Source organism: Cyanobium sp. Lug-B (genome assembly GCF_024345635.1).
In the GTDB taxonomy this organism is placed as follows: Bacteria; Cyanobacteriota; Cyanobacteriia; order PCC-6307; family Cyanobiaceae; genus Cyanobium; species Cyanobium minutissimum.
This window is the reverse complement of the sequence record NZ_JAGQBM010000029.1, coordinates 1-24,655: the sequence shown is the minus strand read 5'-3', so window position 1 is coordinate 24,655 and position 24,655 is coordinate 1. Positions and strand designations below refer to the sequence as shown.

At 70.8% G+C, this 24,655-nt stretch carries 21 protein-coding genes; 16 read left to right on the top strand and 5 right to left on the bottom strand.

What is annotated here, in order from left to right:
• The first annotated feature begins 36 nt into the window (after positions 1 to 36).
• The 3 genes from KBY81_RS08865 (at position 37) to ureC (ending at position 2,463) form a co-directional block, all read left to right on the top strand.
• Positions 37 to 339 carry an urease subunit gamma gene (locus tag KBY81_RS08865; protein WP_015110097.1) on the top strand — a complete coding sequence of 101 codons (303 nt, stop codon included), beginning with the start codon at positions 37 to 39 and terminating at the stop codon, positions 337 to 339.
• Positions 340 to 353: 14 nt separating this feature from the next.
• The gene (locus tag KBY81_RS08860; RefSeq protein WP_254976276.1) at positions 354 to 671 is read left to right on the top strand and encodes an urease subunit beta; all 318 of its coding nucleotides are present in this window, start codon (positions 354 to 356) and stop codon (positions 669 to 671) included.
• A gap of 67 nt (positions 672 to 738) precedes the next feature.
• Entirely contained in the window at positions 739 to 2,463 is a 1,725-nt protein-coding gene (gene ureC, locus KBY81_RS08855) for an urease subunit alpha (RefSeq protein ID WP_254976275.1), read from the top strand.
• 38 nt (positions 2,464 to 2,501) lie between these two features.
• On the opposite strand, the gene KBY81_RS08850 is transcribed toward ureC, so the two are convergent.
• Positions 2,502 to 2,987: a PilZ domain-containing protein gene (locus tag KBY81_RS08850; RefSeq protein ID WP_254976274.1), complete on the bottom strand. Its 486-nt coding sequence runs from the start codon at positions 2,985 to 2,987 to the stop codon at positions 2,502 to 2,504.
• Between the two features lie 216 nt (positions 2,988 to 3,203).
• On the opposite strand from KBY81_RS08850, the gene KBY81_RS08845 reads away from it, so the two are divergent.
• The 6 genes from KBY81_RS08845 to KBY81_RS08820 all read left to right on the top strand — a co-directional run bounded on the left by KBY81_RS08845 (position 3,204) and on the right by KBY81_RS08820 (position 13,542).
• Positions 3,204 to 4,643, top strand: coding sequence for a circularly permuted type 2 ATP-grasp protein (locus KBY81_RS08845; protein WP_254972093.1), 1,440 nt, complete (start codon positions 3,204 to 3,206; stop codon positions 4,641 to 4,643).
• Positions 4,637 to 5,617 carry an alpha-E domain-containing protein gene (locus KBY81_RS08840; RefSeq protein ID WP_106219582.1) on the top strand — a complete coding sequence of 327 codons (981 nt, stop codon included), beginning with the start codon at positions 4,637 to 4,639 and terminating at the stop codon, positions 5,615 to 5,617. Before KBY81_RS08845 ends, KBY81_RS08840 begins: the two co-directional genes overlap by 7 nt.
• Positions 5,602 to 6,501: a transglutaminase family protein gene (locus KBY81_RS08835; RefSeq protein ID WP_106219581.1), complete on the top strand. Its 900-nt coding sequence runs from the start codon at positions 5,602 to 5,604 to the stop codon at positions 6,499 to 6,501. The genes KBY81_RS08840 and KBY81_RS08835 overlap by 16 nt, the downstream gene beginning before the upstream one ends.
• A gap of 119 nt (positions 6,502 to 6,620) precedes the next feature.
• Positions 6,621 to 9,047: a glycogen/starch/alpha-glucan phosphorylase gene (locus KBY81_RS08830; RefSeq protein ID WP_106219580.1), complete on the top strand. Its 2,427-nt coding sequence runs from the start codon at positions 6,621 to 6,623 to the stop codon at positions 9,045 to 9,047.
• A gap of 30 nt (positions 9,048 to 9,077) precedes the next feature.
• Positions 9,078 to 11,171: a transglutaminase family protein gene (locus KBY81_RS08825; protein WP_254976273.1), complete on the top strand. Its 2,094-nt coding sequence runs from the start codon at positions 9,078 to 9,080 to the stop codon at positions 11,169 to 11,171.
• A 235-nt stretch (positions 11,172 to 11,406) separates the two neighbouring features.
• Positions 11,407 to 13,542, top strand: coding sequence for a bifunctional diguanylate cyclase/phosphodiesterase (locus tag KBY81_RS08820; protein WP_254976272.1), 2,136 nt, complete (start codon positions 11,407 to 11,409; stop codon positions 13,540 to 13,542).
• Between the two features lie 9 nt (positions 13,543 to 13,551).
• Here KBY81_RS08820 and KBY81_RS08815 read toward each other — a convergent pair whose 3' ends face one another.
• On the bottom strand, positions 13,552 to 14,028 hold the full coding sequence (locus tag KBY81_RS08815) for a hypothetical protein (protein WP_015110109.1): 477 nt from the start codon (positions 14,026 to 14,028) through the stop codon (positions 13,552 to 13,554).
• Positions 14,029 to 14,337: 309 nt separating this feature from the next.
• Here KBY81_RS08815 and KBY81_RS08810 point away from each other — a divergent pair, with 309 nt between their 5' ends.
• Genes KBY81_RS08810 through KBY81_RS08795 form a run of 4 tightly spaced genes read left to right on the top strand, consistent with a single transcriptional unit; the run spans position 14,338 to position 17,441 of the window.
• Complete coding sequence (locus KBY81_RS08810) at positions 14,338 to 15,213, top strand: CsgG/HfaB family protein (RefSeq protein ID WP_254976271.1); 876 nt, start codon at positions 14,338 to 14,340, stop codon at positions 15,211 to 15,213.
• Positions 15,214 to 15,269: 56 nt separating this feature from the next.
• Positions 15,270 to 15,758, top strand: a complete 489-nt coding sequence (locus KBY81_RS08805) for a nitrate reductase associated protein (protein WP_254976270.1) — start codon at positions 15,270 to 15,272, stop codon at positions 15,756 to 15,758.
• Positions 15,755 to 16,381 carry a molybdenum cofactor guanylyltransferase gene (locus KBY81_RS08800; protein WP_254976269.1) on the top strand — a complete coding sequence of 209 codons (627 nt, stop codon included), beginning with the start codon at positions 15,755 to 15,757 and terminating at the stop codon, positions 16,379 to 16,381. Before KBY81_RS08805 ends, KBY81_RS08800 begins: the two co-directional genes overlap by 4 nt.
• A 10-nt stretch (positions 16,382 to 16,391) precedes the next feature.
• Positions 16,392 to 17,441 (top strand): GTP 3',8-cyclase MoaA, encoded by a 1,050-nt coding sequence (locus KBY81_RS08795; RefSeq protein ID WP_254976268.1) that lies wholly within the window; start codon positions 16,392 to 16,394, stop codon positions 17,439 to 17,441.
• On the opposite strand, the gene KBY81_RS08790 is transcribed toward KBY81_RS08795, so the two are convergent.
• Complete coding sequence (locus KBY81_RS08790) at positions 17,426 to 20,227, bottom strand: MGH1-like glycoside hydrolase domain-containing protein (protein WP_254976267.1); 2,802 nt, start codon at positions 20,225 to 20,227, stop codon at positions 17,426 to 17,428. The two genes, KBY81_RS08795 and KBY81_RS08790, sit on opposite strands and share 16 nt — an antisense overlap.
• Positions 20,217 to 22,484, bottom strand: a complete 2,268-nt coding sequence (locus tag KBY81_RS08785; protein WP_254976266.1) for an FdhF/YdeP family oxidoreductase — start codon at positions 22,482 to 22,484, stop codon at positions 20,217 to 20,219. The genes KBY81_RS08790 and KBY81_RS08785 overlap by 11 nt, the downstream gene beginning before the upstream one ends.
• Positions 22,485 to 22,603: 119 nt before the next feature.
• On the opposite strand from KBY81_RS08785, the gene KBY81_RS08780 reads away from it, so the two are divergent.
• A complete protein-coding gene (locus KBY81_RS08780; protein ID WP_106219573.1) occupies positions 22,604 to 23,095 on the top strand; it encodes a VOC family protein in 492 nt (163 codons plus the stop codon).
• Here the strand turns inward: KBY81_RS08780 and grxC are convergent.
• Positions 23,092 to 23,358, bottom strand: a complete 267-nt coding sequence (gene grxC / locus KBY81_RS08775) for a glutaredoxin 3 (RefSeq protein ID WP_106219572.1) — start codon at positions 23,356 to 23,358, stop codon at positions 23,092 to 23,094. The genes KBY81_RS08780 and grxC overlap by 4 nt on opposite strands.
• Before the next feature lie 122 nt (positions 23,359 to 23,480).
• Here grxC and KBY81_RS08770 point away from each other — a divergent pair, with 122 nt between their 5' ends.
• Both KBY81_RS08770 and KBY81_RS08765 read left to right on the top strand, forming a co-directional pair.
• On the top strand, positions 23,481 to 23,822 hold the full coding sequence (locus KBY81_RS08770; RefSeq protein ID WP_106219571.1) for a YciI family protein: 342 nt from the start codon (positions 23,481 to 23,483) through the stop codon (positions 23,820 to 23,822).
• A 1-nt stretch (position 23,823) separates the two neighbouring features.
• On the top strand, positions 23,824 to 24,655 hold an 832-nt coding region (locus KBY81_RS08765; RefSeq protein ID WP_254976265.1), incomplete at its 3' end, for a DUF6596 domain-containing protein.

Genomic DNA, 24,655 nt, shown 5'->3' with positions numbered 1-24,655 from the left:
AGCGCTGCGAGAGTGGGGCCGGCCAGCGCAGCCTGCATGAACCTCACCCCCCAGGAGAAAGACAAGCTGTTGATCGTCACCGCCGCCCTGCTGGCGGAACGGCGACTCGGCCGGGGCCTGAAGCTCAACCATCCCGAGGCGGTGGCCTGGCTCAGCTTCCAGGTGATCGAAGGGGCCCGCGACGGCCGCAGTGTGGCGGAGCTGATGCGGGAGGGCACCACCTGGCTGAGCCGGGATCAGGTGATGGAGGGGGTACCCGAGCTGATTCCCGAGGTGCAGATCGAGGCGATGTTCCCCGATGGCACCAAGCTCGTCACCCTCCACGAACCGATCCGCTGACCCCCCACCCCGCCATGCCCACCCTGATCCCCGGCGAACTGATCCCCGAGCCCGGCACGATCGAGCTCAATGTCGGCCGCCCGGTCACCACCCTGTCGGTGGCGAACCGGGGCGACCGGCCCGTGCAGGTGGGTTCCCACTTCCACTTCTATGAAGCCAACGGCGCCCTTGAGTTCGACCGCGAGGCGGCCCGCGGCCTGCGGCTCGACATCCCCGCCGGCACCGCCATCCGCTTCGAGCCCGGCGACCAGCGGGACGTGCATCTGGTGCCCTACGTCGGCGACCGCCGCGTGTTCGGCTTCAACGGTCTGGTGAACGGCCCCCTCGACTAGGCCGCCCCACCCCGCCCCGACCCGCCCGGCTCCCTTTCCCCATCGCCCCCATCCCGCATCCCCGGCCATGGCCTACCGCATCGACCGCCGTGCCTACGCCGAGACCTACGGCCCCACCACCGGCGACCGGCTGCGGCTGGCCGACACCGAGCTGATGCTGGAGGTGGAGAGCGACTGCACCACCTACGGCGATGAGGTGAAGTTCGGCGGCGGCAAGGTGATCCGCGACGGCATGGGCCAGGCCCAGACCCCCCGCTCCGAGGGGGCCGTCGACACGGTGATCACCAATGCCCTGATCCTCGACTGGTGGGGCATCGTCAAGGCCGACATCGGCCTGAAGGACGGCCGCATCTGCGCCATCGGCAAGGCGGGCAACCCCGACATCACCGATGGGGTGACGATCGTGGTGGGCCCCGGCACCGAGGCCATCGCCGGGGAGGGGCACATCGTCACCGCCGGGGCGATCGACACCCACATCCACTTCATCTGCCCCCAGCAGATCGAAACCGCCCTCGCCTCCGGCGTCACCACCCTGCTGGGCGGCGGCACCGGCCCGGCCACCGGCACCAACGCCACCACCTGCACCCCCGGCGCCTTCCACCTGGCCCGCATGCTCCAGGCCGCCGAGGGGCTGCCGATCAACCTGGGCTTCTACGGCAAGGGCAACGCCAGCACCCCGACGGCGATCGAGGAGCAGATCCGCGCCGGTGCCTGTGGGCTGAAGCTGCACGAGGACTGGGGCACCACCCCGGCGGCGATCGACTGCTGCCTGACGGTGGCCGACAAGTACGACGTGCAGGTCTGCATCCACTCCGACACCCTCAACGAGGCCGGCTTCGTGGAGGACACGATCCGGGCCATCGGCGGCCGCACCATCCACACGTTCCACACCGAGGGGGCCGGCGGCGGCCACGCCCCCGACATCATCCGGATCTGCGGCGAGGCCAACGTGCTGCCCAGCTCCACCAACCCCACCAAGCCCTACACCGTCAACACCCTCGAGGAGCACCTCGACATGCTGATGGTGTGCCACCACCTCGACCCCCGCATCCCCGAGGACGTGGCCTTCGCCGAATCGCGCATCCGCCGCGAGACGATCGCCGCCGAGGACATCCTCCACGACCTGGGGGCCTTCAGCATCATCGCCAGCGATTCCCAGGCCATGGGCCGCGTCGGTGAGGTGATCACCCGCACCTTCCAGACAGCCCACAAGATGAAGGTGCAGCGCGGCTTTCTCCCCGAGGACGCCACCGGTCCTGGTGGCGGCCGCAACGACAACACCCGCCTGAAGCGCTACATCGCCAAGCTCACGATCAATCCCGCCATCGCCCATGGCCTCGACAGCCAGATCGGCTCGGTGGAGGTGGGCAAGCTGGCCGACCTGGTGCTGTGGAAGCCGGGCTTCTTCGGCGTCAAGCCGGAGCTGGTGATCAAGGGGGGCTCGATCGTCTGGGCCCAGATGGGGGATGCCAACGCCTCGATCCCCACCCCGGGCCCCGTCCACGGCCGGCCGATGTTCGCCGCCTACGGCGGATCCCTGGCGGCCAGCTGCCTCAACTTCGTCAGCCAGGCCTGCCTTGAGGACGACCTGCCCAGCCGCCTCGGCCTGAAGCGACCCTGCGTGCCGGTGGTCCAGACCCGGGGCATCGGCAAGGCCCAGATGCGCAACAACACCGCCCTGCCCAAGGTGGAGGTGGACCCCCAGACCTACGAGGTCTTCGCCGACGGGGAGCTGCTCACCTGCGAGCCGGCGGAGGTGCTGCCGATGGCGCAGCGCTACTTCCTGCTGTAACGGCTGCTCTGTGGACCGGTGAGGGAGGGGGCCGGGGGTCAGAGGGCCACCCGCTCCCGCTCCTCCTGAACGGCCCATTCCTCCTGGTTGGGATCGCGGCGTGTGCCGCGCCGCTCCACCGAAAGCACAGGCACCTCCTGGAGGGGGGTGGCGAAGGCGACGCCGAAGCTGAGGGCGAAATGGGCCCTGGTGAGCCAGCGCAGCCGGGCCCGCAGGCGCAGCTGGCCGAAGCCGGGATGGGAACGCACATCCAGCAGGAGCCACTGCCCCAGCTCCAGGGCCTGGTCCTCATTGGCGATCAGGCACATCCCGCCCTCGGCCACGTCGGCGATGTCGGCGAGGAACCAGCGTCCGCAGGGCTGGCCCTCGCCGTCGAGGCGCCGCACGGCGATGGTGCGGCAACTCTCGATGGAATGGCGGGCAAAGAGGCGCTTCTCCCGGCGGGTTCCGCCCTGCTCCTTTTGGCGCAGCTGGACGCCCGGGGCCCGCGGAGCCGAGGAAGGCTGGGATCCGCTCTGGCTCATCAGCATGGCCCTTACCCCCTGCCGTTCTGTTCATCCTCAACCCTGCCGATCCCGCAGGGACCAACGCTTATCAAAGCGCTATTCGTCGGCGCCGCCCGTCGGGGTGCCTTGCCGGCACCCGTCGGAGGCCGGCAAGGCACCCTGGGTTTCGTAGCAACGGCAACGGGTGGCCACCCCGGCGGCACTGCAGGATCCAACCGCGCGGACGGGTGTGGAATGTTCAGTCAGTACAAACCGAACCAGGGGTACGACGAGTACTTCACCTCCACCGACCAGCCGAGGGCAACCCTGACCCCCCTGCTGTCCTCCCTGGGCCAGATGGGTCTGGACCAGCTGAACCGCAACCACGCCGCCGCCGGCATGCTGCTCAAGCGGCTCGGCGCCACCTTCCGGCTCAACGATTCCGACAGCAAGGGCGTCGAGCGGATCCTCCCCTTCGATCCCCTCCCCCGCCTGATCGGCGCCCGGGACTGGGAGCGGCTGGAGCGGGGCCTGTTCCAGCGGCTGGAGGCGATCGACCGCTTCCTGGCCGACGTCTACGGCGACCAGAAGATCCTCGCCGACGGGGTGGTGCCCAGGGCCGACGTCGAAAGCTCCCAGGGCTGGCGTCCCCAGATGCAGGGTTTCCAACCGCCCCTCGGCCGCTGGTGCCACATCTCCGGCCTCGATCTGGTGCGCGACGGCGACGGCACCTGGCGGGTGCTGGAGGACAACCTGCGCTGTCCCTCGGGGGTGGCCTACTTCCTCGAGAACCGGCGCGTCATGAAGCGCATGTTCCCGAGCCTGTTCGCCGGCCGCACCGTGCAGCCCATCGACGACTACCCCTCCCACCTGCTGCAGACCCTGCGGGAGCTGGCCCCCTGGACCGACACCCCCAAGGTGGTGCTGCTCACCCCCGGGGTGTTCAACAGCGCCTACTTCGAGCACAGCTACCTGGCCCAGCAGATGGGCATCCAGCTGGTAGAGGGGCGCGATCTGGTGTGTGAGGGGGATCGGGTCTGGATGCGCAGCACCGCCGGCCTGGAGGCGGTCGACGTGATCTACCGCCGCATCGATGACGATTTCCTCGACCCGGCCGTGTTCCGCAGCGATTCGCTCCTCGGCGTCAGGGGGCTGATGGGCGCCTATGCGGCGGGTCGGGTGGCGATCGCCAATGCCCCCGGCACCGGCGTCGCCGATGACAAGCTGATCTACGCCTACGTGGGCGAGATGATCCGCTACTACTTGGGCGAGGAGCCCATCATCGAGAACGTCCCCACCTACATCTGCTCCCGCCCCGACGACCAGGCCTACGTGCTGGCCCATCTCGGCGAGCTGGTGGTGAAGGCGGTGGCAGAGGCCGGCGGCTACGGGATGCTGATCGGCCCCCATGCCACCCAGGCGGAGATCGAGGAGTTCGCCGTCAAGATCCAGGCCAACCCCCGCAACTACATCGCCCAGCCGACCCTGGAGCTCTCCACCGTGCCCTCCCTGAGCGAAGGGGAGCTCTACCCCTGCCACGTGGATCTGCGGCCCTACGTGCTGCGCGGCAAGGACGCCTGGGTGAGCCCCGGCGGCCTCACCCGGGTGGCGCTGCGGCGCGGGTCCCTGGTGGTCAACTCCTCCCAGGGCGGCGGCTGCAAGGACACCTGGATCGTGGATGAAGCCCCATGCTGAGCCGCGTCGCCGACTCCCTTTACTGGATCAACCGCAACGTCGAGCGGGCCGAGAACATCTCCCGGTTCGTGGAGGTGAGCGAGGCCATGGCCCTCGACTGTCCCCCCGGCAGCGCCGAGCCCTGGCTGCCCCTGATCGATGCCAGCGGCGACCGCAAGCTCTTCGATGAGCTCTGCCCGGTGGTCACCCCCGAGGCGGTGATCCATTTCCTGGTGCGGGAGGCTGAGAACCCCAGCAGTGTTCTCAACTGCATCGGCAACGCCCGGGAGAACGCCCGCCAGATCCGTGAGGTGATGACCACGGAGATGTGGGAGCAGATCAACGACATCTACTGGACGCTGCAGGAGGACGCCTTCTGGCAGCAGCCGCCCCAGGAGCAGCTGCGGGAGATCCGCCGCGCCTGCCAGCTCTTCTACGGCATCACCGACGCCACCCTTAGCCGCGACCTCTCCTGGCAGTTCAGCCGGCTGGGGCGGCTGCTCGAGCGGGCCGACAAGACCACCCGGATCCTCGACGTCAAATACTTCCTGCTGCTGCCGTCCCCCGAGGAGGTGGGCGGGGTGCTCGACGAGCTGCAGTGGATCTCCCTGCTGCGCTCGGCCGGGGCTTACCAGATGTTCCGCCAGTCCAGCCAGCAGGCGATCGAACCCAAGGCCGTGGCGGCGTTCCTGCTGCTGGATCCGATCTTCCCCCGCTCGGTGCGCTACTGCCTGGAGCGGATCAACGAGACACTGCGGATCATCCGCGGCAGCTCCGTTCCCCGCCCCGCTGACGATCTGGAGTGCCTGATCGGGCTCACCCTGGCCCACTGGAGCTTCACCAGGATCGACGAACTGGTGGCCACCGGGCTCCATGAAGCCATCGACAACTTCCAGTCCGATCTCAATCGCCTGCACGAGCTGATCGAAGCGCGCTACTTCATCGCCCCTGCCGGCACCACCGCCAGTCAGGAGGCGGCATGCGAGCCCGCATAACCCACACCTTCGACTACCGCTACAGCGCTCCGGTCTTCCTGGGTCCGCACCGGTTCTGCCTGAAACCCCGCGGCCACGGCTTCCAGCGCCTGCTGCACTTCCATCTGGCGGTCACGCCGGAGCCCTCCCGCTTCTATCCCCTGCTGGCCGCCAGCGGTGATGAGATCCTGCGGGCCCGCTTCACGGGCAGCACCGAGCACTTCCGGGTGCAGGCGATCAGCGATGTGGAGACCCAGCAGCCTCCGGCCCTGGCCAGCTGCCTGGAGGACCAGGAGCCGCTGCTGCCCTATCCGGTGGGCCACCTCAACGGCGATCTGCTGGGCTCCCTGGAGGGCTGGCTGCCCAACGGCCAGCACGATCCCGCCGCGGTGGACCTGGCCCAGGAGGCGCTGATGGGCAGCGACCAGCGGGGGCTGATGTTCCTGGAGCAGCTGGTGGAGATCATCAAGGACCGGGTCAAGTACACCCAGCGGCACGTGGGGCCGGCCTGGCCGGCGGGGCGCACCCTCAAGGAACGGGTCGGTTCCTGCCGCGACCTGGCGATGCTGATGGTCGAGACCTGCCGCTGTGTCGGCCTGCCGTCCCGGTTCGTGAGCGGCTATCACCTGGTGGAACCGCAGCCGAAGCAGTACGACCTGCACGCCTGGGCGGAGGTCTACCTGCCCGGGGCGGGCTGGCGGGGGTTCGACCCCAGCGGCATGGGCAGCGTCGACGACCGCTACATCACCCTGGCCACCTCCTCCAAGCCCACGCTCACCGCGGCGGTGAACGGCAGCTTCTCGGGCCCCACGGGGGTGGACAGCGAGCTGGAATGGAGGATCGAGGCGGAGCTGCTGGAGCCCACCCCCATGGGCTCCGCCTGGCACGAGGTGCTGCACGGCTGAAGCGAGGGCAGCGGAAGCGAAGCCACTCTTAAGGTGCGCCGGCTGGTAGCCGATGCATCAGCGGCGGCGGTACTCCCCAGGCCAGGACTGGTCCACTCCGCCGACTGCCGCCCGTCCCCATGGCCAGCCCCACACCCGCCCCGTGCCCGCCCAAGGGCCAGGCCCTCCTGGAGGCGATGCGGCGCCATCTGTTCTCCAGCCAGGCCAAGTCCGCTTCCCTCGCCACCACCCACGACCACTACGTCTGCCTGTCGCTGGCGGTCCGGGACATCCTGCTGACCAGCTGGGTGGACACGGCCGACACCTACACCAGCCAGCACGTCCGCACCGCCACCTACATGTCGGCGGAGTACCTGCTGGGGCCCCACCTGGAGAACAACCTGGTGAGCCTCGGGCTGCGGGAGGAGGCCGCGGCCGCCTGCGAGGCCCTCGGCCTCTCCCTCGAGGAGATGCTGGCGGAGGAGCCGGAGCCGGGCCTGGGCAACGGCGGCCTGGGCCGGCTGGCGGCCTGTTTCCAGGAGTCGATGGCCACCCTCGAGCTGCCGGCCATCGGCTACGGCATCCGCTACGAGTTCGGGATCTTCCGTCAGCAGATCGGCCCCAACGGCCAGATGGAGAGCACCGATCCCTGGCTGGCGCGCGGCAACCCCTGGGAGGTGATCCGGCCGGAATGGAGCTATCCGGTGCTGATCGGCGGCCAGACCGTGATCGGTGTGGCCTACGACACCCCGATCCTGGGCTACGGCGTCCACACCGCCAACACCCTGCGGCTGTGGTCGGCCCAGGCGCCGGACGCCTTCGACTTCGCCTCCTTCAACGCCGGCGACTACACCCGGGCCGTGCTGCACAAGGTGCAGTCGGAGACCCTCTCCAAGGTGCTCTACCCGAATGACGAGCTGGAGCAGGGCAAGCGCCTGCGGCTCAGCCAGCAGATCTTCTTCGTCTCCTGCTCCCTGCAGGACATGTTCCGCATCCTGGCCAGCCAGGGGATCCCGGTCACCGAGTTCCACCGCAAGTTCGCGGTGCAGCTCAACGACACCCATCCGGCGATCGCCGTGGCGGAACTGATGCGGCTGCTGATCGACGTGCACGGGGTCGACTGGGACACCGCCTGGAGCATCACCACCGCCACGATCAGCTACACGAACCACACCCTGCTGCCGGAAGCCCTCGAGGCCTGGGGGCTGGAGCTGTTCCAGCAGCTGCTGCCGCGCCAGCTGCAGATTATCTATGAGATCAATGCCCGCTTCCTGCGCACCCTGCGCATCCGCTTCCCTGGTCAGCCGGAGCTGCTGGAGCGGCTGTCCCTGATCGAGGAGGGGCCGCACCGCAAGGTGCGCATGGCCCACCTGGCGGTGGTGGGCAGCCACACGGTGAATGGGGTGGCGGAACTGCACAGCCGCCTGCTGAAGGAGAACCTGTTCGCCGACTTCGCCCGGGTGTGGCCGGATCGCTTCACCAACATCACCAACGGGGTCACACCGCGGCGCTGGCTGGCGGTCGCCAACCCGCCCCTGGCCGCCCTGCTCAACGACGCCATCGGCACCGACTGGTGCCGGCACCTCGACCAGCTGCGCCGGCTCGAGCCCCTGGCCACCGACGCGGCGTTCCTGGAGCGCTGGCAGCGGGTGCGGGAGCAGTCCAAGGAGCGCCTGGCCGCCACGATCCGCCAGGACACCGGCGTGCTGGTGGACCCCGCCTCCCTGTTCGACGTGCAGGTGAAGCGCATCCATGAGTACAAGCGCCAGCACATGGCCGCCCTGCAGGTGGTGGAGCGCTACCTGCGCCTACGGGCCGGCGAGGACCTGCCGCCGCGCACGGTGATCTTCGGCGGCAAGGCGGCCCCCGGCTACGCCATGGCCAAGCTGATCATCCGCCTGATCGTGGGCATGGCGGAGATCATCAACATCGACCCGGCGATGGACGGCCGCCTGCGGGTGATCTTCCTGCCCAACTTCAGCGTCAAGCTGGGCCAGAAGATCTACCCCGCCGTCGACCTGTCGGAGCAGATCTCCACCGCCGGCATGGAGGCCTCCGGCACGGGCAACATGAAGATGTCCCTCAACGGCGCCCTCACGATCGGCACCCTCGACGGGGCCAACATCGAGATCCGCGAGCGGGTCGGCGACGACAACTTCTTCCTGTTCGGCCACACCGCCGAGCAGCTGGCCGCCATCAACCGCAGCGGCTACCATCCGATGCCCTGGCTGGAGAACGACGCCTTGGCCAAGGAGGCCATCGACCTGATCGGTTCGGGCCACTTCAGCGAAGGGGACCGCGACCTGTTCCATCCGCTGCTGGCCAACCTCTGCAGCAGCGACCCCTTCCGGGTGATGGCCGACCTGGGCGACTATCGCCGCGCCCAGAACGAGGTCGACAGCGCCTGGTGCGATGCGGGACGGTGGAGCATGATGTCCGTGCTCAACACGGCCCGCTGCGGCTTCTTCAGCAGCGACCGCTCCATCCAGGAGTACGCCGAGCGCATCTGGAAGGTGGCGCCGGTTCCCGTCAATGCCTGCAGCGTGATTCCCAGCCCGTCCCCATGAGCCTCCCCCAACCCACATGAGCTGGCCCGCATGAGCTGGATGGACAGGGTGGCCGAGGCGGCCGAGTCCCGCCTCCGGGCCGCCGGCATCCAGCTCACCCTCGGCGGTGAGCCCACCCTGGTGCCCCTCGAGCCGGAGGGGCCGGAGTGGAGCGTTACTGCCGATGGACCCACCAAGCTGCCGATCGCCCGGGCCCTGGCCCGGGATCTGCAGCAGCGCGTTTGGCCCGGCAGCACCCTCCTCTACTGCCCCGGCAAGCGTTACGACGGCGAGGTCAACCCCCGCTGGGCCCTGCGTCTGTTCCTGGGCGATGACGGCACGGCGCCGGTGCGCTGGCCCGGCCTCTGCCAGCCCGGCCTGGAGGGAGCACCGCTGACGGCCGAGGCGGCCCCGGCCTGGCTGGAGCAGCTGGGTGGGCGGCTGGGCCTCACGCTCCAGCCCGTGGTGCTGCGGGATCCCTTCGAACCCGAGCGCCGGGTCTGGGCCGCCCCCCTGAGCGTGGCGCCCCCCGATGCGGACGACCCGGCGGCGGCGGTGGCCTGGGCGGTGGCACCCTGGCCCCTCGAGGAAAGCCTGCGGGAACTCACCGGCGCCCCCGGCCCCGCCGGCCTGCGCCTGCCCCTGGAGCACCTGCCCGAGGACGTGCCCCGCCAGGTGCTCACCCTGGAGGTGGACCCCGACGGCTGGGAGCTGTTCCTGCCCCCCCTGGAGCGGGAACCCCTGCGGCTGCTGCTGCAGGCGGTGGCCGACAGCCTCGGCCCGCTGGCGGCGCCCCGGCTGAGCGGCGTGCTGCCCCTCGATGCCGGTGAGCGCTGGCAGGTGCTGGGGCTCACGGCCGACCCCGGCGTGCTGGAGATCAACCTGCCCGTCTGCCACAGCTGGATGGAGTACCGCCGCTGGCTGCAGCGGCTGGAGGAGGCCGGCGAGCGGGTGGGGCTGCGCAGCTGGAAGGACCTGGGTGACGGCCGCCAAGAGGGCACCGGCGGCGGCAACCACCTGCTCTGGGGTGGCCCCGACCTGGCCCACCACCCCTTCTTCTCCCGCCCGGCCTGGCTGACCGGGATCCTGCGCTACTGGCAGCGGCATCCGTCGCTGGCCTACCTGTTCTGCGGCCCCGGGGTGGGCCCGGCCTCCCAGTCGCCCCGGCCGGACGAGGCGATCGGTGAATGCTTCGACCTGGAGCTGGCCTACCGGGCCATCCAACAGGCGGAGGGCCAGCCCTCGGGGGAGCCCTTCGGCGATGTCCGGGGCCTGATCGGCGAGACGCTGCGCCATCTGCACGCCGACCGCAGCGGCAACAACCACCGCAGCGAGATCAGCTTCGACAAGTTCTGGAATCCCGGGGCCCCGGCCGGATGCCTGGGGCTGGTGGAGTTCCGGGCGCTGGAGAGCCTGCCCCGCATGGAGTGGAGCAGCACGATCGCCCTGCTGTGGAGCGCCCTGGCCGCCCACCTGCTGGAGCCGCGCCACCGGCCCGGGAGCCTGCATGACTGGGGGTCGGCCCTGCACGACCGCCAGCTGCTGCCCAGCCAGCTGTGGGCCGACCTGGAGGCCATCCTGGCCGACCTGGCCGCCGATGATCTGGCCCTGGATCCGGCGCCCTTTCGGGCCATCTGGGAGTGGCGTTTCCCGCCCCTGCTGCGCTGGCAGGGGGAGGTGGACGCCACCGGGACGGCGCCCGCCCTGGAGCTGCGGCCGGCCCCCGAGCCCTGGCCCCTGATCTGCGACACCCCGGTGCAGGGAGGCTTCACCAGCCGGTTCATCGACGGCTCCCTGCGCCGCTTCGAAGTGGTGGCCAATGCCGCCTTCCGCCGCGACTGCGGGCTGTTCCTCAACGGCCGGCCCCTGCCGCTGGAGCCCGCCGCCGACGGGGCCGGCCTGCCGCTGGCGGTCCGCTTCCGCTTCCAGCGGCTCTACCCATGCCTGCATCCGGCGATCGAGCCCCACATGCCCCTGGAGCTCCTGCTGCGCACCCCCGGCGGCGATCGGGCCTTCCAGCTGCACCCGGACGGTCACCGCTTCGATCCCGTGGCGGCGCCCCAGGCCGGGCCGCGGCCCGAGGCTCCCCCCTGGCGGGGACGTCAGCGCCCGACGGATCTCACCATCGACCTCAGGATCGACTGAGGCGCCGGCGGCGCCCCATATCGCTGGACCGCACAAGCACCGAAAACCGAGCTCGGCCCGGCGATCAGGCTGCATTCAATTCTTCTCTTTTCCTCACTTCTCAGGCCCTGGACTTCCCACGTTTCCAGTGGAATCTTCAGGTGCGAAGCCTCCATCCCGCTGCGCTTCAGCTTGGCAGGGGGTTTTCTTCCCCATCCTGGTCAGCAATGAAAACGCTGCCTAAGATCCTGCGTGAATGGAACCGTCAGTGCAATCCTTCTGGTTCAGCACCCCGGCGGAACAGGGGCTGATTCCTTGCGTCGACAGCGTCGGCGATGCACTGCGTTTTGCCGCCGACCTGGGCAGCGACGATCTGGTTGTCCTTGATCTGGCCAGTGGCCATTTCATCGACTGCAACCGTTCGGCCCACGAGCGGCTCGGCTACTCCCGGGAGCACTTCCTCACCCTCAATCCGGCGGCGATCCAGGCGGACGCGGAGCTGGCCGACGACCTGATGCACGACCAGCTGCGGGTGATGCGCCAGCAGCCCAGGGGCAGCTTCGCCACACGCCACCGGGCCCGTTGCGGCGCCTGCCGGGACGTGTCCGTGAGCTATCAGGTGCTCGACCTCTGCGGCCGGCTGGTGGCCCTGGTGAGTCACCGCGACCGCACCGAACTGGACACGGCCCTGCGGGAAAGCTCCCGGCTGGGATCCCTGCTGCAGGAGGCCGAGCGGCTCACCCATGTGGGCAGCTGGGAGCTGAACCACCGCACGGGGGAACTGCTCTGGTCGAACGAGACCTACAGCATCTTCAACACCGCCCCGGAGCTGACGGCCCCCTCCTATGGCCACTTTCTCCAGACAGTCCACCCGGAGGACCGCTCCCTGGTCGACGCCACCTTCCAGGAGTCCTTCCGCACGGGGCGGCCCTACCGGATCGAGCATCGGCTGCTGCTCGGCGACGGGCTGCTGAAGATGGTGCTGGAGCGGGGGCGCACCACCCTGGGCGCCGACGGCGAGCCGCTCACCACGGTGGGCACCGTCCAGGACATCAGCGAGCAGCACGAGATCCAGCAGCGGCTGGAGCGCATCGCCTTCGTCGATCCCCTCACCCGGCTGCCCAACAAGGCCGCCGCCGTCCGCCAGCTGGCCCGCCTGCTGCGCATGGCCGGCTCCGAGCGCGGCATCGCCCTGATCAACCTCGACCTCGACAACTTCCAGTCGATCAACAACAGCCTGGGCCATGAGATCGGCAACCAGGTACTCCAGGCCAGCGGCAGCTGCCTGCGCCACCTGATGCGGCCGGACGACTGGCTGGCCCGGGTGGGCAGTGATGAGTTCATCCTGCTGCGGCCCATGGCCATGGCCGACCGGCTCGAGGCCCTGCAGTGGGCGGAGCAGATCCGGCGCACCCTCGGCAACAGCCCCGGAATGGGCACCGGCCTGGCGGTCCAGCCCAGCGCCTCGCTCGGGGTGGCCCTGGCCCCCGACCACGGCTCCGACCCCGACACCCTGCTGCGTTGTGCCAACACGGCCCTGATGGAGGCCAAGCAGCACGGCAAGAACCAGCTGCGCTTCTACACCCCGGAGATCAGCCTGCAGCTGCGCGAGCGCCTCGAGCTGGAGCTCAGCCTGGGCCGGGCGATCGACAGGGAGCAGCTGCGGCTGTTCTACCAGCCCCAGATCGACCGGGGTGGCAGCCGGATCGCCGGGGCCGAGGCCCTGCTGCGCTGGCGTGATCAGAACGGCCGGATGGTGTCCCCCAACGTGTTCATCCCGCTGGCGGAGAAGACCGGCCAGATCCACACCATCGGCCTCTGGGTGATCGAGGAGGCCTGCCGGCAGCTGCAGGAGTGGCACCGCCAGGGGCTGCGGCTGGGAAAACTGGCGATCAACATCTCGCCGCTCCAGCTGGGGGCCGAGCATCCCTCCCTCTCCGAGCTGCTGGCCGGGGCCCTGAGCGCCTACGACCTGGTGCCGGAGAATCTCGAGCTGGAGATCACCGAAACGGCCCTGCTGAACGATCCCGAGCGTGCGGGGGAGCAGCTGCGGCAGCTCGCCGAGAGCGGCTTCAGCCTGGCGATCGACGATTTCGGCACGGGCTACTCGTCCCTGGCCATGCTCCACTCCCTGCCGCTCGACAAACTCAAGATCGACCGGTTCTTCGTGGAACGGCTGGGTAACGACGACGCCGACCTGGCCATCGTCAAGGCCACCATCGTGATGGCCAAGGAGCTGGGGCTGATGACCCTGGCGGAAGGGGTGGAAACCGCCGAGCAGCTGGGGATGCTGCGGAACCTGGGCTGTGACCAGTTCCAGGGTCACCTGCTGGGCAAGCCGATGCCCGCCAGGGACTTCGGCGCCCTCCTGGGCCGCGCCGCGGCGGCCTGAGCCCTCCGCTTACCAGCTCACCCCGTGCAGCTTGGGCAACGGGGCGGTCTTGGAGGTGACGGCGAACAGCCGGGGGATGCGGTGGCTGTTGTACACCCGGAACTCCCGCACCACGCTGGCACCCTCCTCGCGCACGGCCTGGTTGAGCACCAGGGAGCCGTCGGGGTCGGAGACGGAGCGGTGGAACGTGCCGGGAGGTATGCGCAGAATGTCGCCGCCGCAGTCGAGGCGAACGATGTGATACGGATAGTTCCAGCCGAGATTGACCAGGAAGAAGGTGCGGCCGCCATGCATGGCGAGCAGGTTGTCCTCCTGGTGGGGGTGGAGATAGAACTGCCAGCTGCCGGTCTCCTGGCAGTCCGGGGGGCTCACCGCCGGGCCCGAGTGGACCACCAGATCCCGCTTGTTCGAGCTGGGCACGGTGATGTCGAAGAAGCGCACCGAGGGGGTGTCGCGGAACTTCTCGTAGGGGATCAGCTCAAACATCGGAGCCGGCCGGGGACCCTGGCTGGCCCCGGAGGGTCTGTGGTCCTGCAGCTCGTCTCTCGACGGGACGGTGGCGGTCATGGGAGCGACTTCGTCAGAAGCCTCTGCGGTCTCTTCAGTGAACCTAATCCTGGCGGGGTCCCACGGTGAGATCGGCTACGAAAGCCCGCCGGGCCTGGGCCAGTTCCAGCGCTGGAGTGCACTCCGACCCCACTGGGGCGGAACGCCCAGCCGCGGCCGGAACTTGCTTGAATGCCCGCCGTATCGGGACCAGCTTCAGGACGGCACGCCATGGCCACGTCGCAGATCATGCGCAGACGCACCCTGGGCGGAGTCGCCCGTGATCTCCCCCGCTCGCTTGCCCTCGGCCTCAGCCTTGGTGCCGTCGCCGCCGCCGTCCCCGCCGCCGCGCTGGCCCAGAGCCGTCAGCCGGTGGCCCGCCCCACCGTCTCGGTGCCCGCCTTCAAGAACACCGTCACCCAGCCCACGTGGTGGTGGCAGGGTCCGGTGGCCGATGATCTCGCCGCCGCCCTGGCCAACGAGCTGCAGGGCACCGGCACGCTGCAGGTGGTGGAGCGGCGCCAGCTCAAGGACGTGCTTTCCGAGCAGGAGCTGGCGGAACTGGGGATCGTCAAGAAGGGCCCCGACGCCGCCCGCAGGGGTCAGATGCGCGGCGCGCGCTACATCGTGCTGGGAACGGTCACCTCCTACGAAACCAACGTGGAGCAGAAGCAGTCGGGCAACAGCTTCGGCCTGCTGGGCTTCGGCAAGCAGAACCAGCAGGTGGAGACGAAGGACTACGTGGCGATCGACATCCGCGTGGTGGACAGCTCCACCGGCGAAGTGGTCGGATCCCGCACCGTGGAAGGCCGTGCCAGCAACACGGCCAGCGCCAGCGCCAGCGGCGTGAGCCTGCTGCCGGCGGCGGGTCTGGCCCTCTGGCTGGCGCAGAACATGGGCCGCACCGGCCAGGCCCTCACCGGTGCCGCCGGCACGCTCAACTTCGGCAGCAACCAGTCCCAGGCCCAGCGCACGCCCGCCGGCAAGGCGATCCGGGCGGCCCTGGTCGACGCCTCCGAGTACGTGAGCTGCGTCCTGGTGCCCCAGGGGGACTGCCTGGCCCGTTTCGAGCAGCAGGACCAGCAGCGCCGCCAGCGCACCAGGGGCGTGCTCCAGCTGGACTGAGCCCAGGGCCCGCCCGCCGGCTTCCTAGGGTTCGGGTTCCGCCTGGGGCCGGGTCCATGGGCCGCCATGACCACTGTTTCGGCTTTGAGGCCGACTTCGTCGGCGACCTGCGCTGCATCCCCATGGCGGTGCGGCGCAAGCTCGATCTGGTGGGGGTCAAGCTGAAGCTGGTGCACTGGAGCGACCTCGACGAGGGGGAACGGCAGCGGCTGCTGGCCTGGCCCGACGACCCCGGGTCCCTGGCGGAGCTGGACCGCTGGCTCGAGCGGCGCACGGCCGCCATGGCCGCCGGCGTCGCCGGCCGGCTGGAGCCCGCCTGCGGCGCCCCCTGGCAACAGGGCGACGAGCCCCCGGAGGTGCTGCTCGCCTCCTGCCGCCAGCTGGGGTTGACCCTGCCCCCCCACGCCTGGGGGGAGCTCGATGAGCTGCAGCGCTTCGCCCTGGTGAAGCTCAGCCATCCGGGCCATGAGCACCGCAACCTGCCGCGGGCCCTGGCGGAATTCGGCCTGGTGGGCCCGGACCCCGACGGTTCGCCGCTGCCATGAGCGGCCTGCGGGCCTGCCTGCTCAGCGGCGGCGCCAGCCGCCGCATGGGCACGGACAAGGCCCTGCTGCCCCATCCCGCCGGGGGCACCTGGCTGGAGTTCAGCCTCGGGCGACTGGCGGCGCTGCCGCTGCCGATCACCCTCGTCAGCCACCACCGGGCCCACCACGCCCTGGCGCGGCCCCGGCGGGACGGGCTGGGCCAGCCGATCGCGCTCCTGGAGGAGCCGCCGCCCCGGGAGGGGCCGCTGCTGGCCCTCGACCGGCTGATGGCGCACCACCCCGGCCAGGACCTGCTTCTCTGCCCTGTGGATATGCCCTGGCTGGAGACCGCCGCCCTCGAGGCCCTGCTGGCGGCCGCCTCCACCCACGCCGCCGCTGGCACCCCGGCTGCCACTGGGCCCGCCCCCATCCACCTGGCCCACGACGGCCGGCGGCTGCAGCCGCTGCTGGGGCTCTATCCGGCCCATCCGGGCCGGTGCCGGCGGCTGCGGGCGTTCACGGCAGCGGGGGGGCGGCGGCTGCAGGACTGGCTCGCGGCAGAGCTGGTGGTGCCGGTGGCCCTGCCGGCCGCGGGGCTGCGGAACGCCAACCGACCCGACGACGCCACCGGCCTCTGGCCCTAGCTTTCCTGCCATGGCGGAGCGTCCACTGGATCTGCATGGCCGGCCCCTGGGGGTGCTGCGGCTGTCGTTGACGGCCCGCTGCAACCTGGCCTGCCCCTACTGCTGTCCGGATCTCGAGGATCCGCCCGACCTGCTGACCCTGGCGGAGCGGGTGGCCCTGGTGGAGGCCACCGTCGGCCTGGGAGTCCACACCCTGCGCCTCACCGGCGGCGAGCCCCTGCTGCACCGGCGCCTGGAGGAGCTGATCGCCGCCCTGCAGCCGCTGCGGCGGCGTGACCCCGGTGATCCCCGCGGCGCCCTGCGGGAGATCGCCCTCACCAGCAACGGGGTGCTGCTGAACGCCGAGCGGGCACGGCAGCTGAAGGCGGCGGGGCTCGACCGGATCACCCTCAGCCTCGATGGCACCGATGGGGCCAGCGTGGCCCGCATGGCCGGCCTCCCGGGCGAGACCGCCGGCGAGGCCGTGCTGGCGAAGGTGCTGGCGGCGATCCGGCATGCCAGGGAGGCTGGCTTCGATCCGGCCACGGGCGCCCTGAAGCTGAACGCGGTGATCACCCGCTCCGGCAATGGCGACCAGCTGCTGCCCCTGGCGGCGCTGGCCCGGGAGCAGGGGCTGGAGCTGCGCCTGATCGAATTCATGGACGTGGGCAACCGCAACGGCTGGTCGCCGGAGCAGGTGCTGCCGGCGGCCGAGATGGTGGCCCGCATCGGGGCGGCCTGGCCGCTGGAGCCGGTGGGACGGGCGCCCCACGGCACCGCCGGCCGCTGGCGCTACCGCGATGGGTGCGGTCACCTGGCGGTGGTGGCTTCGATCACGGCGCCCTTCTGCGGCGACTGCAACCGGCTGCGGATCACCGCCGACGGGGTGGCCTACAGCTGCCTGTTCGCCGCCGACGGCACCGACCTCAAGCCCTGGCTGCGCCCCCGGCCCGAACCGGGCCGGCTGCAGCAGGCGCTGGAGGGGCTATGGCGCGCCCGCCGCGACCGCTGGAGCGAGGAGCGGCAGGAAGCCGTCGACCAGCGGCCGGCGCCGGCGGAGATGGCCTACCTGGGGGGCTGATCGGTGCCCGGCGGCTCCCCGGCCATGCGCAGGCCATGGTCGTGGATCAGCTGGGCCACTAGGCCGGTCCAGCCCGTCTGGTGACTGGCACCCAGGCCGGTGCCGTCATCGCCGTGGAAGTACTCGTGGAACAGGTGCAGCCGCTGGCCTTCGGCATCGGTGAGGAAGGCGGCGGTGGCGCCGTAGGCCGGCGGCGGCTCACCGGGGCGGGGCAGGAACAGGCCGATGAGCCGCTCGCTGATCAGGTCGGCGGCCTGCTGCAGGCTGAGCCACTGGCCGGAGCCGGTGGGGCATTCCACCTGGAAGCCGTCACCGGCGTAGCGGTGGAACTGCTGCAGCGCCTCGATCAGCAGATGGTTGACGGGGAACCACACCGGGCCGCGCCAGTTGGAGTTGCCGCCGAACAGCCCGGAGCGCGATTCCGCCGGCTCGTAGCCCACCCGGTGCTCCCGGCCTTCGAAGCTGAACACGTAGGGGTGCTCGGCATGGTGGCGGGAGAGGGAGCGGATGCCGTGGTCGCCGAGGAACTCGGCCGGATCGAAGAGGCGCTTCAGGATGCGCCGGAAACGGTCCTCCGCCACGAAGCGGTTGGGGCTGAGGTAGGTGAGGGCCAGCAGGCGGCGGGCCTTCTGCCCCCTGGTCTCCATGCAGGCCACGTTCACCTTGAGATCGGGCCGGTGCTGGATGAACCACTCCAGCCGCGCCCGGAAGGCCGGCAGCCGCTCGAGCACCTCCGGTTCGAGGATGGCGATGGCGAACAGGGGGATCAGCCCCACCATCGAGCGGATCTTCAGCGGCAGCCGCTGGCCGTCCGGTAGGTGGAGCACGTCATGGAAGAAGCCGTCCCCGTCGTCCCAGAGGTGGTGGCCACCGTCGCTGCCGGAGGCATTCATGGCCGCGGCGATGTAGAGGAAGTGCTCGAAGAACTTCGTCGCCATGTCCTCGTAGACGGGATTCTCCTGCGCCAGCTCCAGGGAGATCGTGAGCATGTTGAGGCAGAACATCCCCATCCAGCTGGTGCCATCGGCCTGCTCGATGAAGCCCCCGGTGGGCAGCGGGGCGCTGCGATCGAACACCCCGATGTTGTCGAGGCCGAGGAAGCCGCCCTGGAAGATGTTGTTGCCCTCCGCGTCCTTGCGGTTCACCCACCAGGTGAAATTGAGCAGCAGCTTCTGGAACACCCGCTCCAGGAACGGCCGGTCGCCCCTGCCCGTGGCCCGTTTCTCCAGGCTGTACACCTGCCAGGTGGCCCAGGCGTGCACCGGCGGGTTGACGTCGCCGAAGGCCCACTCGTAGGCGGGCAGCTGGCCGTTGGGGTGCATGAACCACTCCCGGGTCAGCAGGTCGAGCTGGTGCTTGGCGAAACCGGGATCCACCAGGGCGAGGGGCACGCAGTGGAAGGCCAGATCCCAGGCGGCGAACCAGGGGTACTCCCAGCCGTCGGGCATCGACAGCACGTCGTCGGCATGGAAGTGGGGCCATTGGTGGTTGCGGCCGTGGCGGCGGGACGGCGGCGGCGGGGTGGCCGCATCCCCCGCCAGCCAGTCGCGGATCCCGTAGAGGTAGGTCTGCTTGCTCCAGAGCAGGCCGGCGAAGGCCTGGCGCTGCAGCGCCCGACGCTCGGGGGGCAGCCCGGCCGGGAGCAGGTCTGCGTAGAAGGCGTCGGCCTCCCGCTGCCGCTCCCGGCTGATGGCCTCGAACCCGGCACCGAGGGGGTCATGCGTGAGCCGGCGATCCACCAGCCGCAGCTTCAGCACCCGGGTTTCCCCCGCCGCCAGGGGCAGGACGTAGTGGAGCGACGCCTTGGTGCCGACGCCCTCGGGATTCACCGCCCCCCGATCGCCCGCCACCACCCGGTCGTTGATGCCGTCCTTCACGTAGGGGCCGGCGTTGGCGGCCCCGAACAGCCGCCGGGCGTTGGTCTCGTTGTCGGTGGCCAGCAGCTCGGCCGGCTGCTCGGCGTGGAGCCAGAAGGTGCCCATCTCGGGGTGGGTCGCGGCCAGGGTCCGCCAGGGCACGGGCCGGGAAGACTCGGGTGCCAGCGGCGCAGCGGGCTCGGCCGCCGGCTCCGGCGGAACGGGTCGGATCGAGGGGCGCAGTTCCTCGCCGCCCCAGCTCCAGGTGTTGCGGAACCAGAGGGTGGGCAGCAGGTGCAGGGTGTGGGGATCGGGACCGCGGTTGGTGACGCACAGGCGGATGAGGATGTCGTCCGGGGCCCCCTTGGCGTAGGTCACCTCGATGTCGCAGAAGCGGTCGCCGGTGAAGATGCCGGTGTCGAGCAGTTCGTATTCGGGGGCGTCGCGGCCGCGACGGCCGTTCTCTGCGATCAGGTCCTCGTAGGGGAAGCGCCCGTGGGGGTAGCGGTACAGCGCCCTCATCCAGCTGTGGCTGGGGGTGCTGTCGCGGTGGAAATAGATCTCCTTGACGTCCTCGCCATGGTTGCCCTGGGGGCCGCTGAGCCCGAACAGCCGTTCCTTGAGGAAGGGGTCGCGGCCATTCCAGAGAGCGAGGGCGAAGCAGAGGCGCTGGTGGTTGTCGCAGAGCCCCAGCAGGCCGTCCTCCCCCCAGCGGTAGGCGCGGGAGCGGGCCTGCTCGAAGGGGAAATGCTCCCAGGCGTTGCCGTCGGCGCTGTAGTCCTCCCGGACCGTGCCCCACTGGCGGTCGCTCAGGTAGGGCCCCCAGCGGCGCCAGCGGGCTTCGCGGAGATCATCATCGGCAAGCCGCTGCCGCTCCGCCGCCGCCCCCTTCGGCACTTCGGCCGCCCCTGCCGGGGCGTCAGACGCCATGGCCGGCGGCCAGCGCCCCCCGCACCAGCACCGGCACCCGCTTGAAGGCCGGGGTGCCGCAGCGGGGGTCGATCACGGCTTTCATGAGCACGTTCACCTCCGGGTAGAACATCAGCGCCGCCCCCTCGCGGATCTCGCCGGGGATGATCTCGACCCCCTCCAGGGCGCCCGCCTCCCCCTGCACCGTCACCCGCTGGTGGGCCGCCAGGCCGCAGCGGCGCAGGTCGGCCCGGTTCATCAGGATCGTGTGGCGGTGGGGCATGCCGCGGTAGCTGTCGCCGGCCTTGTAGACGACGGTGTTGTGCTGGCCGTAGCTGCGGGCCGTGATCAGGGCCAGCACCAGGCCCCCTTCTCCGGGCCCGAGGCCGCCGAAGTGCGCCGCCTCCGGCAACGACAGCTCCGGCAGGGGGGTGGGGGCCATCCGGGCCCGGCCGCTGGGGGTGGGGAAGTGGGGGGAGTCGAACAGGCGCCCTTCGACGCTGAACTCTTCGCGGGTGGCATCGATGCGGGCGATCGGCCCGTAGCCGGGCACGGTGCGGCCGATCAGGTCCCGCACGTAGGCCGGATCCTGCAGCCGCCCCCAGTCGATCGGGTCGGTGCCCATCAGCCGCCGGGCCAGTTCCGCCAGGAAGGCCACCTCGCTGATCAGGTCGGCACCGCGCAGGTGGGTGGTGCCGGGTTCGTTGAGGCGCACGTAGTTGTTGCCCGATTCGGTGGTGGTGCGGTGGGGGGTCTCGAAGCGGTTGAACACCGGCAGCACCAGGGTCTGGCGGGCGGCCAGGCCGTGGAAATGGCCCTGGTTGGGCTTGGTGGCCAGGTACAGGATCGTGTCGATGCGGCCCAGGGCCCGTTTCGCCTCGCCGCTGTCGGGGTTGGCGCCCCAGAGGTTGCCCCCCAGGCACAGCAGGGTGTCGACCCGGCCGGCTTCGGCGGCCTCGATCAGGGCGCGGGTGTCGTAGCCGGGCACCCGGCTCAGGGGCCGGCCCAGCAGCTGCTCGAGGGCCTGCTGCATCTCCGCCCGCAGCTTGACGGTGACTCCCATCGAGCCGAAGCCCTGCACGTTGGAGTGGCCCCGGATCGGCATGGTGCCGGCGCCGGGCCGGCCCACGTTGCCGCTGAGCAGGGCCGTATTGGCGATCGCCTGCACGTTGTCGATGCCGTTGGCGTGGTGGGTGATGCCCATCGCCCAGGCGAACACCACGCCCCGGGCCGCGGCGATCACGGCGGCGGCGTGCTCCAGCTCCCGGCGGCTGAGGCCGCAGGCGCCGCTGATCGCCTCCCAGGAGGTGCGCTCCAGCTGCTCCAGCAGCGCCTCCCAGCCCTCGGTGTGGGCGGCCAGAAAATCCCGTTTCACGGCACCGGCCTCCAGCAGGGCCTTCTGCAGGCCCAGGAACACGGCCGTGTCGCTGCCCGGCACGGGCTGCAGGAACAGGGAGGCGATCTCCGAGCCCGCCAGCATCGAGCGGATCGGGAAGGCGGGCGAGCCGAACTTCAGCAGCCCCACCTCGATCACCGGGTTGATCACGATCACCGTGCCGCCCCGCTGGCGCAGCTTGATCAGCTCGTTCATCAGCCGCGGGTGGTTGGCCGGGGCGTTGGAGCCCACCAGCACCACACAATCCGCCTGCTGCAGGCTCTCCAGGCTCACCATCGAGGTGCCCGAGCCGAAGATGGCGTTCAGCCCCACGGTGGAGGGGGCGTGGCAGAGGTCGGAGCAGTCGGCCAGGTTGTTGGAGCCCATGGCCCGCAGCAGCAGCTGCAGCAGGTAGGCGGCCTCGTTGGAGGAGCGGCCCGAGCTGTAGGAGGCCACCCGCTCCGGCGGGCGCTGGAAGGCGGCCTCGGCGATGGCGAACACGTCGTCCCAGCCGATGCGCTCGTAGTGGCTGCCGCCCTCGCGCAGCAGCAGGGGGTGGCTGAGGCGGCCGAGGCGGTCGGCCTCCATCGAGGAGAGCTGCTGGAGGTCCGCCAGGCTGCGGCGGCCGAACACGCCCTCGCTCACCGCCGGCTGCAGCTCGGCCATGATCGCCTCGACGCTCTTGAGGCAGCGCTGCAGCGGCTCCCCCAGCTCGTCGACGAAGCCGCCGTGCTGGCCGCCGGTGCCCCAGGCGCAGGAGAGGCAGGCGCTCTTGTGGTTGAGGGTCTGCCAGAGCTTCGGCCCCCGCGGCGAGAGGGTGGCCTTGGCCCAGCCGTCGATCAGGGGCCAGCCGCCGCCCTGGCCGGGCGTGGCGGCATCGGCGGGGCTGGCGTTGTCGCTCATCGGGCCGGCCGTTGGTGCCCCTCACTCTGGCCGCTGGCAGCCATGGGTGGGGGGCTGGAGCCACGTCCGGTTCCCCGTGGCGCCGGGCCCCGCCAGAATCGGACCTTCGATTGATCCCCATGGCTGAGGCTACGGGCCAGAACCTCAGCGAGGAGGGACCCATGCTCCGCCATTTCGACCACGTCACGATCGTCGTGCGCGACCTGGCGGCGGCCCGGCACTTCTTCGGCCTGCTGGGCTTCGTGGAGGACAAGGCCGTGCTGATCAGCGGGCCCCAGTTCGCCGCCTACATGGGGGTGGAGGGCCTTGAGGCCGACCACGTGACGCTGGTGCTGGCCGGGGCCACACCGCGGCTGGAGGTGCAGCTGCTGCACTACCGCCACCCGGATCCCCTGCCCGAGCCGGCCATGGACAACCTGGCCCGGGTGGGGTTCAACCACATCTGCTTCGCCGTCGACGACCTGGAGGCCACGGTCGCCCGGCTGCAGGCCGGGGGTGTGGAGCTGCGCAATGCGGTGATGGAGTTCCACCACCGCAAGCTGGTGTTTCTCCGGGGCCCGGAGGGCATCACCGTGGAGCTGGCGGAATGGAAGGGCGCCGCCGCCCCCTAGCTGGCGACGGCCAGCAGCGCATCCAGCCGGCCCTGGCGCTCGAGGGCGTAGAGGTCGTCGCAGCCGCCCACATGGGCGTCGTCGATGAAGACCTGGGGCACCGAGCGCCGGCCGTCGCGGCCCCGGGCCACCATCGCGTCGCGGGCGTCCTCGTCGCCGTCGATCACGTATTCCTCATAGGCCACCCCCTTGCGGTCCAGCAGCTGCTTGGCCCGGATGCAGAACGGGCAGAAGCGCCAGGTGTAGATCTCGACCTTGGGCATGGAGGGCACACGGGGTGGAGCGGAACCCGTTGATTCTGTCGAAATGGCGGCCTGCCGTCCGTCATGGAGATGACGCACGCCTTTCGGGAGTGTGTCCCCCACCAACCTTTCGAGTGCCCCCCATGCAGTACGCCGTTCTGATCTTCGAAAGCGAGCAGGACTTCGCTGACCGTCCCGGCCTGATGCCGGCCTACGCCGCTTACTCCCAGGCCCTGGCCGAGGCCGGCCATATGGCCGGTGGCGAGGCCCTGCAGTCCCCCCACACCGCCACCACCGTGCGCCTGCGCCACGGCGAACGGCAGGTCCAGGACGGGCCCTTCCCCGACAGCAAGGAGCAGCTGGGCGGCTTCTTCCTGATCGATGTGCCCGATCTCGACGCCGCCCTCACCTGGGCCGCCCGCTGCCCGGCGGCGGAGCGCTGCGCCGTGGAGGTGCGGCCGGTGCTCGCCATGGCCGCCTCCTGAGATGGAGGGGCGGCGGGCGGCGGAGCTGGCGGCACGGCAGTCCTTCGGGAAGCTGGTGGCCTGGCTCACCGCCCGCTGCGGCGATGTGGCGGCGGCGGAGGACGCCCTCGGCGATGCCTTCCTCGCCGCCCTGCGGCGCTGGCCCGACGAGGGGGTCCCCCGGGCCCCCGAGGCCTGGCTGCTGGTGGTGGCCCGGCGGCGGCTGATCGACCGGGCCCGCCGCGACCGGACCCTGGAGCAGCTGCTGCCGGAGCTGGGCGCCTTCGCCGTCGCCCCGGATCCCGCTGTGCCTGAGAACGCCATGGAGATTCCTGACGAGCGGCTGCGGCTGCTGTTCCTCTGCGCCCACCCGGCGATCGATCCGGGGATCCAGGCCCCGCTGATGCTCCAGACCGTTCTGGGGCTCAACGCCTCCCGGATCGCCGCCGCCTTCCTGGTGGCGCCGGCCACCATGGGCCAGCGGCTGGTGCGCGCCAAGGCCAAGATCCGCGATGCCGGCATTCCGTTCGTGCTGCCGGGCGCCGAAGCCCTGCCGGCGCGCTCGGCGGCGGTGCTGCAGGCGATCTACGCGGCCTACACCACCGGCTGGAATGGTGAGGGCGGCGACGGCCGCTCCCGGGGGCTGACCCAGGAGGCGGTGCTGCTGGCGCGGCTGTGCGCCGCCCTGCTGCCCGAGGAGCCGGAGGCCCGCGGCCTGCTGGCCCTGCTGCTGCACGGCGAAGCGCGCCGCGGGGCCCGGCGGGCCGCCGGCGGCAGCTACGTGCCGCTGCTGGAGCCGGATCCGGCCCTGTGGGACGGCGCCCTGATCGCTGAAGCGGAGGCGGCCCTGACCC

Bases quoted from the DNA above. Each gene is read 5' to 3' on its own strand.
- KBY81_RS08865 (WP_015110097.1), top strand. From the start codon at position 37: ATGAACCTCACCCCCCAGGAGAAAGACAAGCTGTTGATCGTCACCGCC.
- KBY81_RS08860 (WP_254976276.1), top strand. From the start codon at position 354: ATGCCCACCCTGATCCCCGGCGAACTGATCCCCGAGCCCGGCACGATC.
- ureC (WP_254976275.1), top strand. From the start codon at position 739: ATGGCCTACCGCATCGACCGCCGTGCCTACGCCGAGACCTACGGCCCC.
- KBY81_RS08850 (WP_254976274.1), bottom strand. From the start codon at position 2,987: ATGAGCCAGAGCGGATCCCAGCCTTCCTCGGCTCCGCGGGCCCCGGGC.
- KBY81_RS08845 (WP_254972093.1), top strand. From the start codon at position 3,204: ATGTTCAGTCAGTACAAACCGAACCAGGGGTACGACGAGTACTTCACC.
- KBY81_RS08840 (WP_106219582.1), top strand. From the start codon at position 4,637: ATGCTGAGCCGCGTCGCCGACTCCCTTTACTGGATCAACCGCAACGTC.
- KBY81_RS08835 (WP_106219581.1), top strand. From the start codon at position 5,602: ATGCGAGCCCGCATAACCCACACCTTCGACTACCGCTACAGCGCTCCG.
- KBY81_RS08830 (WP_106219580.1), top strand. From the start codon at position 6,621: ATGGCCAGCCCCACACCCGCCCCGTGCCCGCCCAAGGGCCAGGCCCTC.
- KBY81_RS08825 (WP_254976273.1), top strand. From the start codon at position 9,078: ATGAGCTGGATGGACAGGGTGGCCGAGGCGGCCGAGTCCCGCCTCCGG.
- KBY81_RS08820 (WP_254976272.1), top strand. From the start codon at position 11,407: ATGGAACCGTCAGTGCAATCCTTCTGGTTCAGCACCCCGGCGGAACAG.
- KBY81_RS08815 (WP_015110109.1), bottom strand. From the start codon at position 14,028: ATGTTTGAGCTGATCCCCTACGAGAAGTTCCGCGACACCCCCTCGGTG.
- KBY81_RS08810 (WP_254976271.1), top strand. From the start codon at position 14,338: ATGCGCAGACGCACCCTGGGCGGAGTCGCCCGTGATCTCCCCCGCTCG.
- KBY81_RS08805 (WP_254976270.1), top strand. From the start codon at position 15,270: ATGGGCCGCCATGACCACTGTTTCGGCTTTGAGGCCGACTTCGTCGGC.
- KBY81_RS08800 (WP_254976269.1), top strand. From the start codon at position 15,755: ATGAGCGGCCTGCGGGCCTGCCTGCTCAGCGGCGGCGCCAGCCGCCGC.
- KBY81_RS08795 (WP_254976268.1), top strand. From the start codon at position 16,392: ATGGCGGAGCGTCCACTGGATCTGCATGGCCGGCCCCTGGGGGTGCTG.
- KBY81_RS08790 (WP_254976267.1), bottom strand. From the start codon at position 20,227: ATGGCGTCTGACGCCCCGGCAGGGGCGGCCGAAGTGCCGAAGGGGGCG.
- KBY81_RS08785 (WP_254976266.1), bottom strand. From the start codon at position 22,484: ATGAGCGACAACGCCAGCCCCGCCGATGCCGCCACGCCCGGCCAGGGC.
- KBY81_RS08780 (WP_106219573.1), top strand. From the start codon at position 22,604: ATGGCTGAGGCTACGGGCCAGAACCTCAGCGAGGAGGGACCCATGCTC.
- grxC (WP_106219572.1), bottom strand. From the start codon at position 23,358: ATGCCCAAGGTCGAGATCTACACCTGGCGCTTCTGCCCGTTCTGCATC.
- KBY81_RS08770 (WP_106219571.1), top strand. From the start codon at position 23,481: ATGCAGTACGCCGTTCTGATCTTCGAAAGCGAGCAGGACTTCGCTGAC.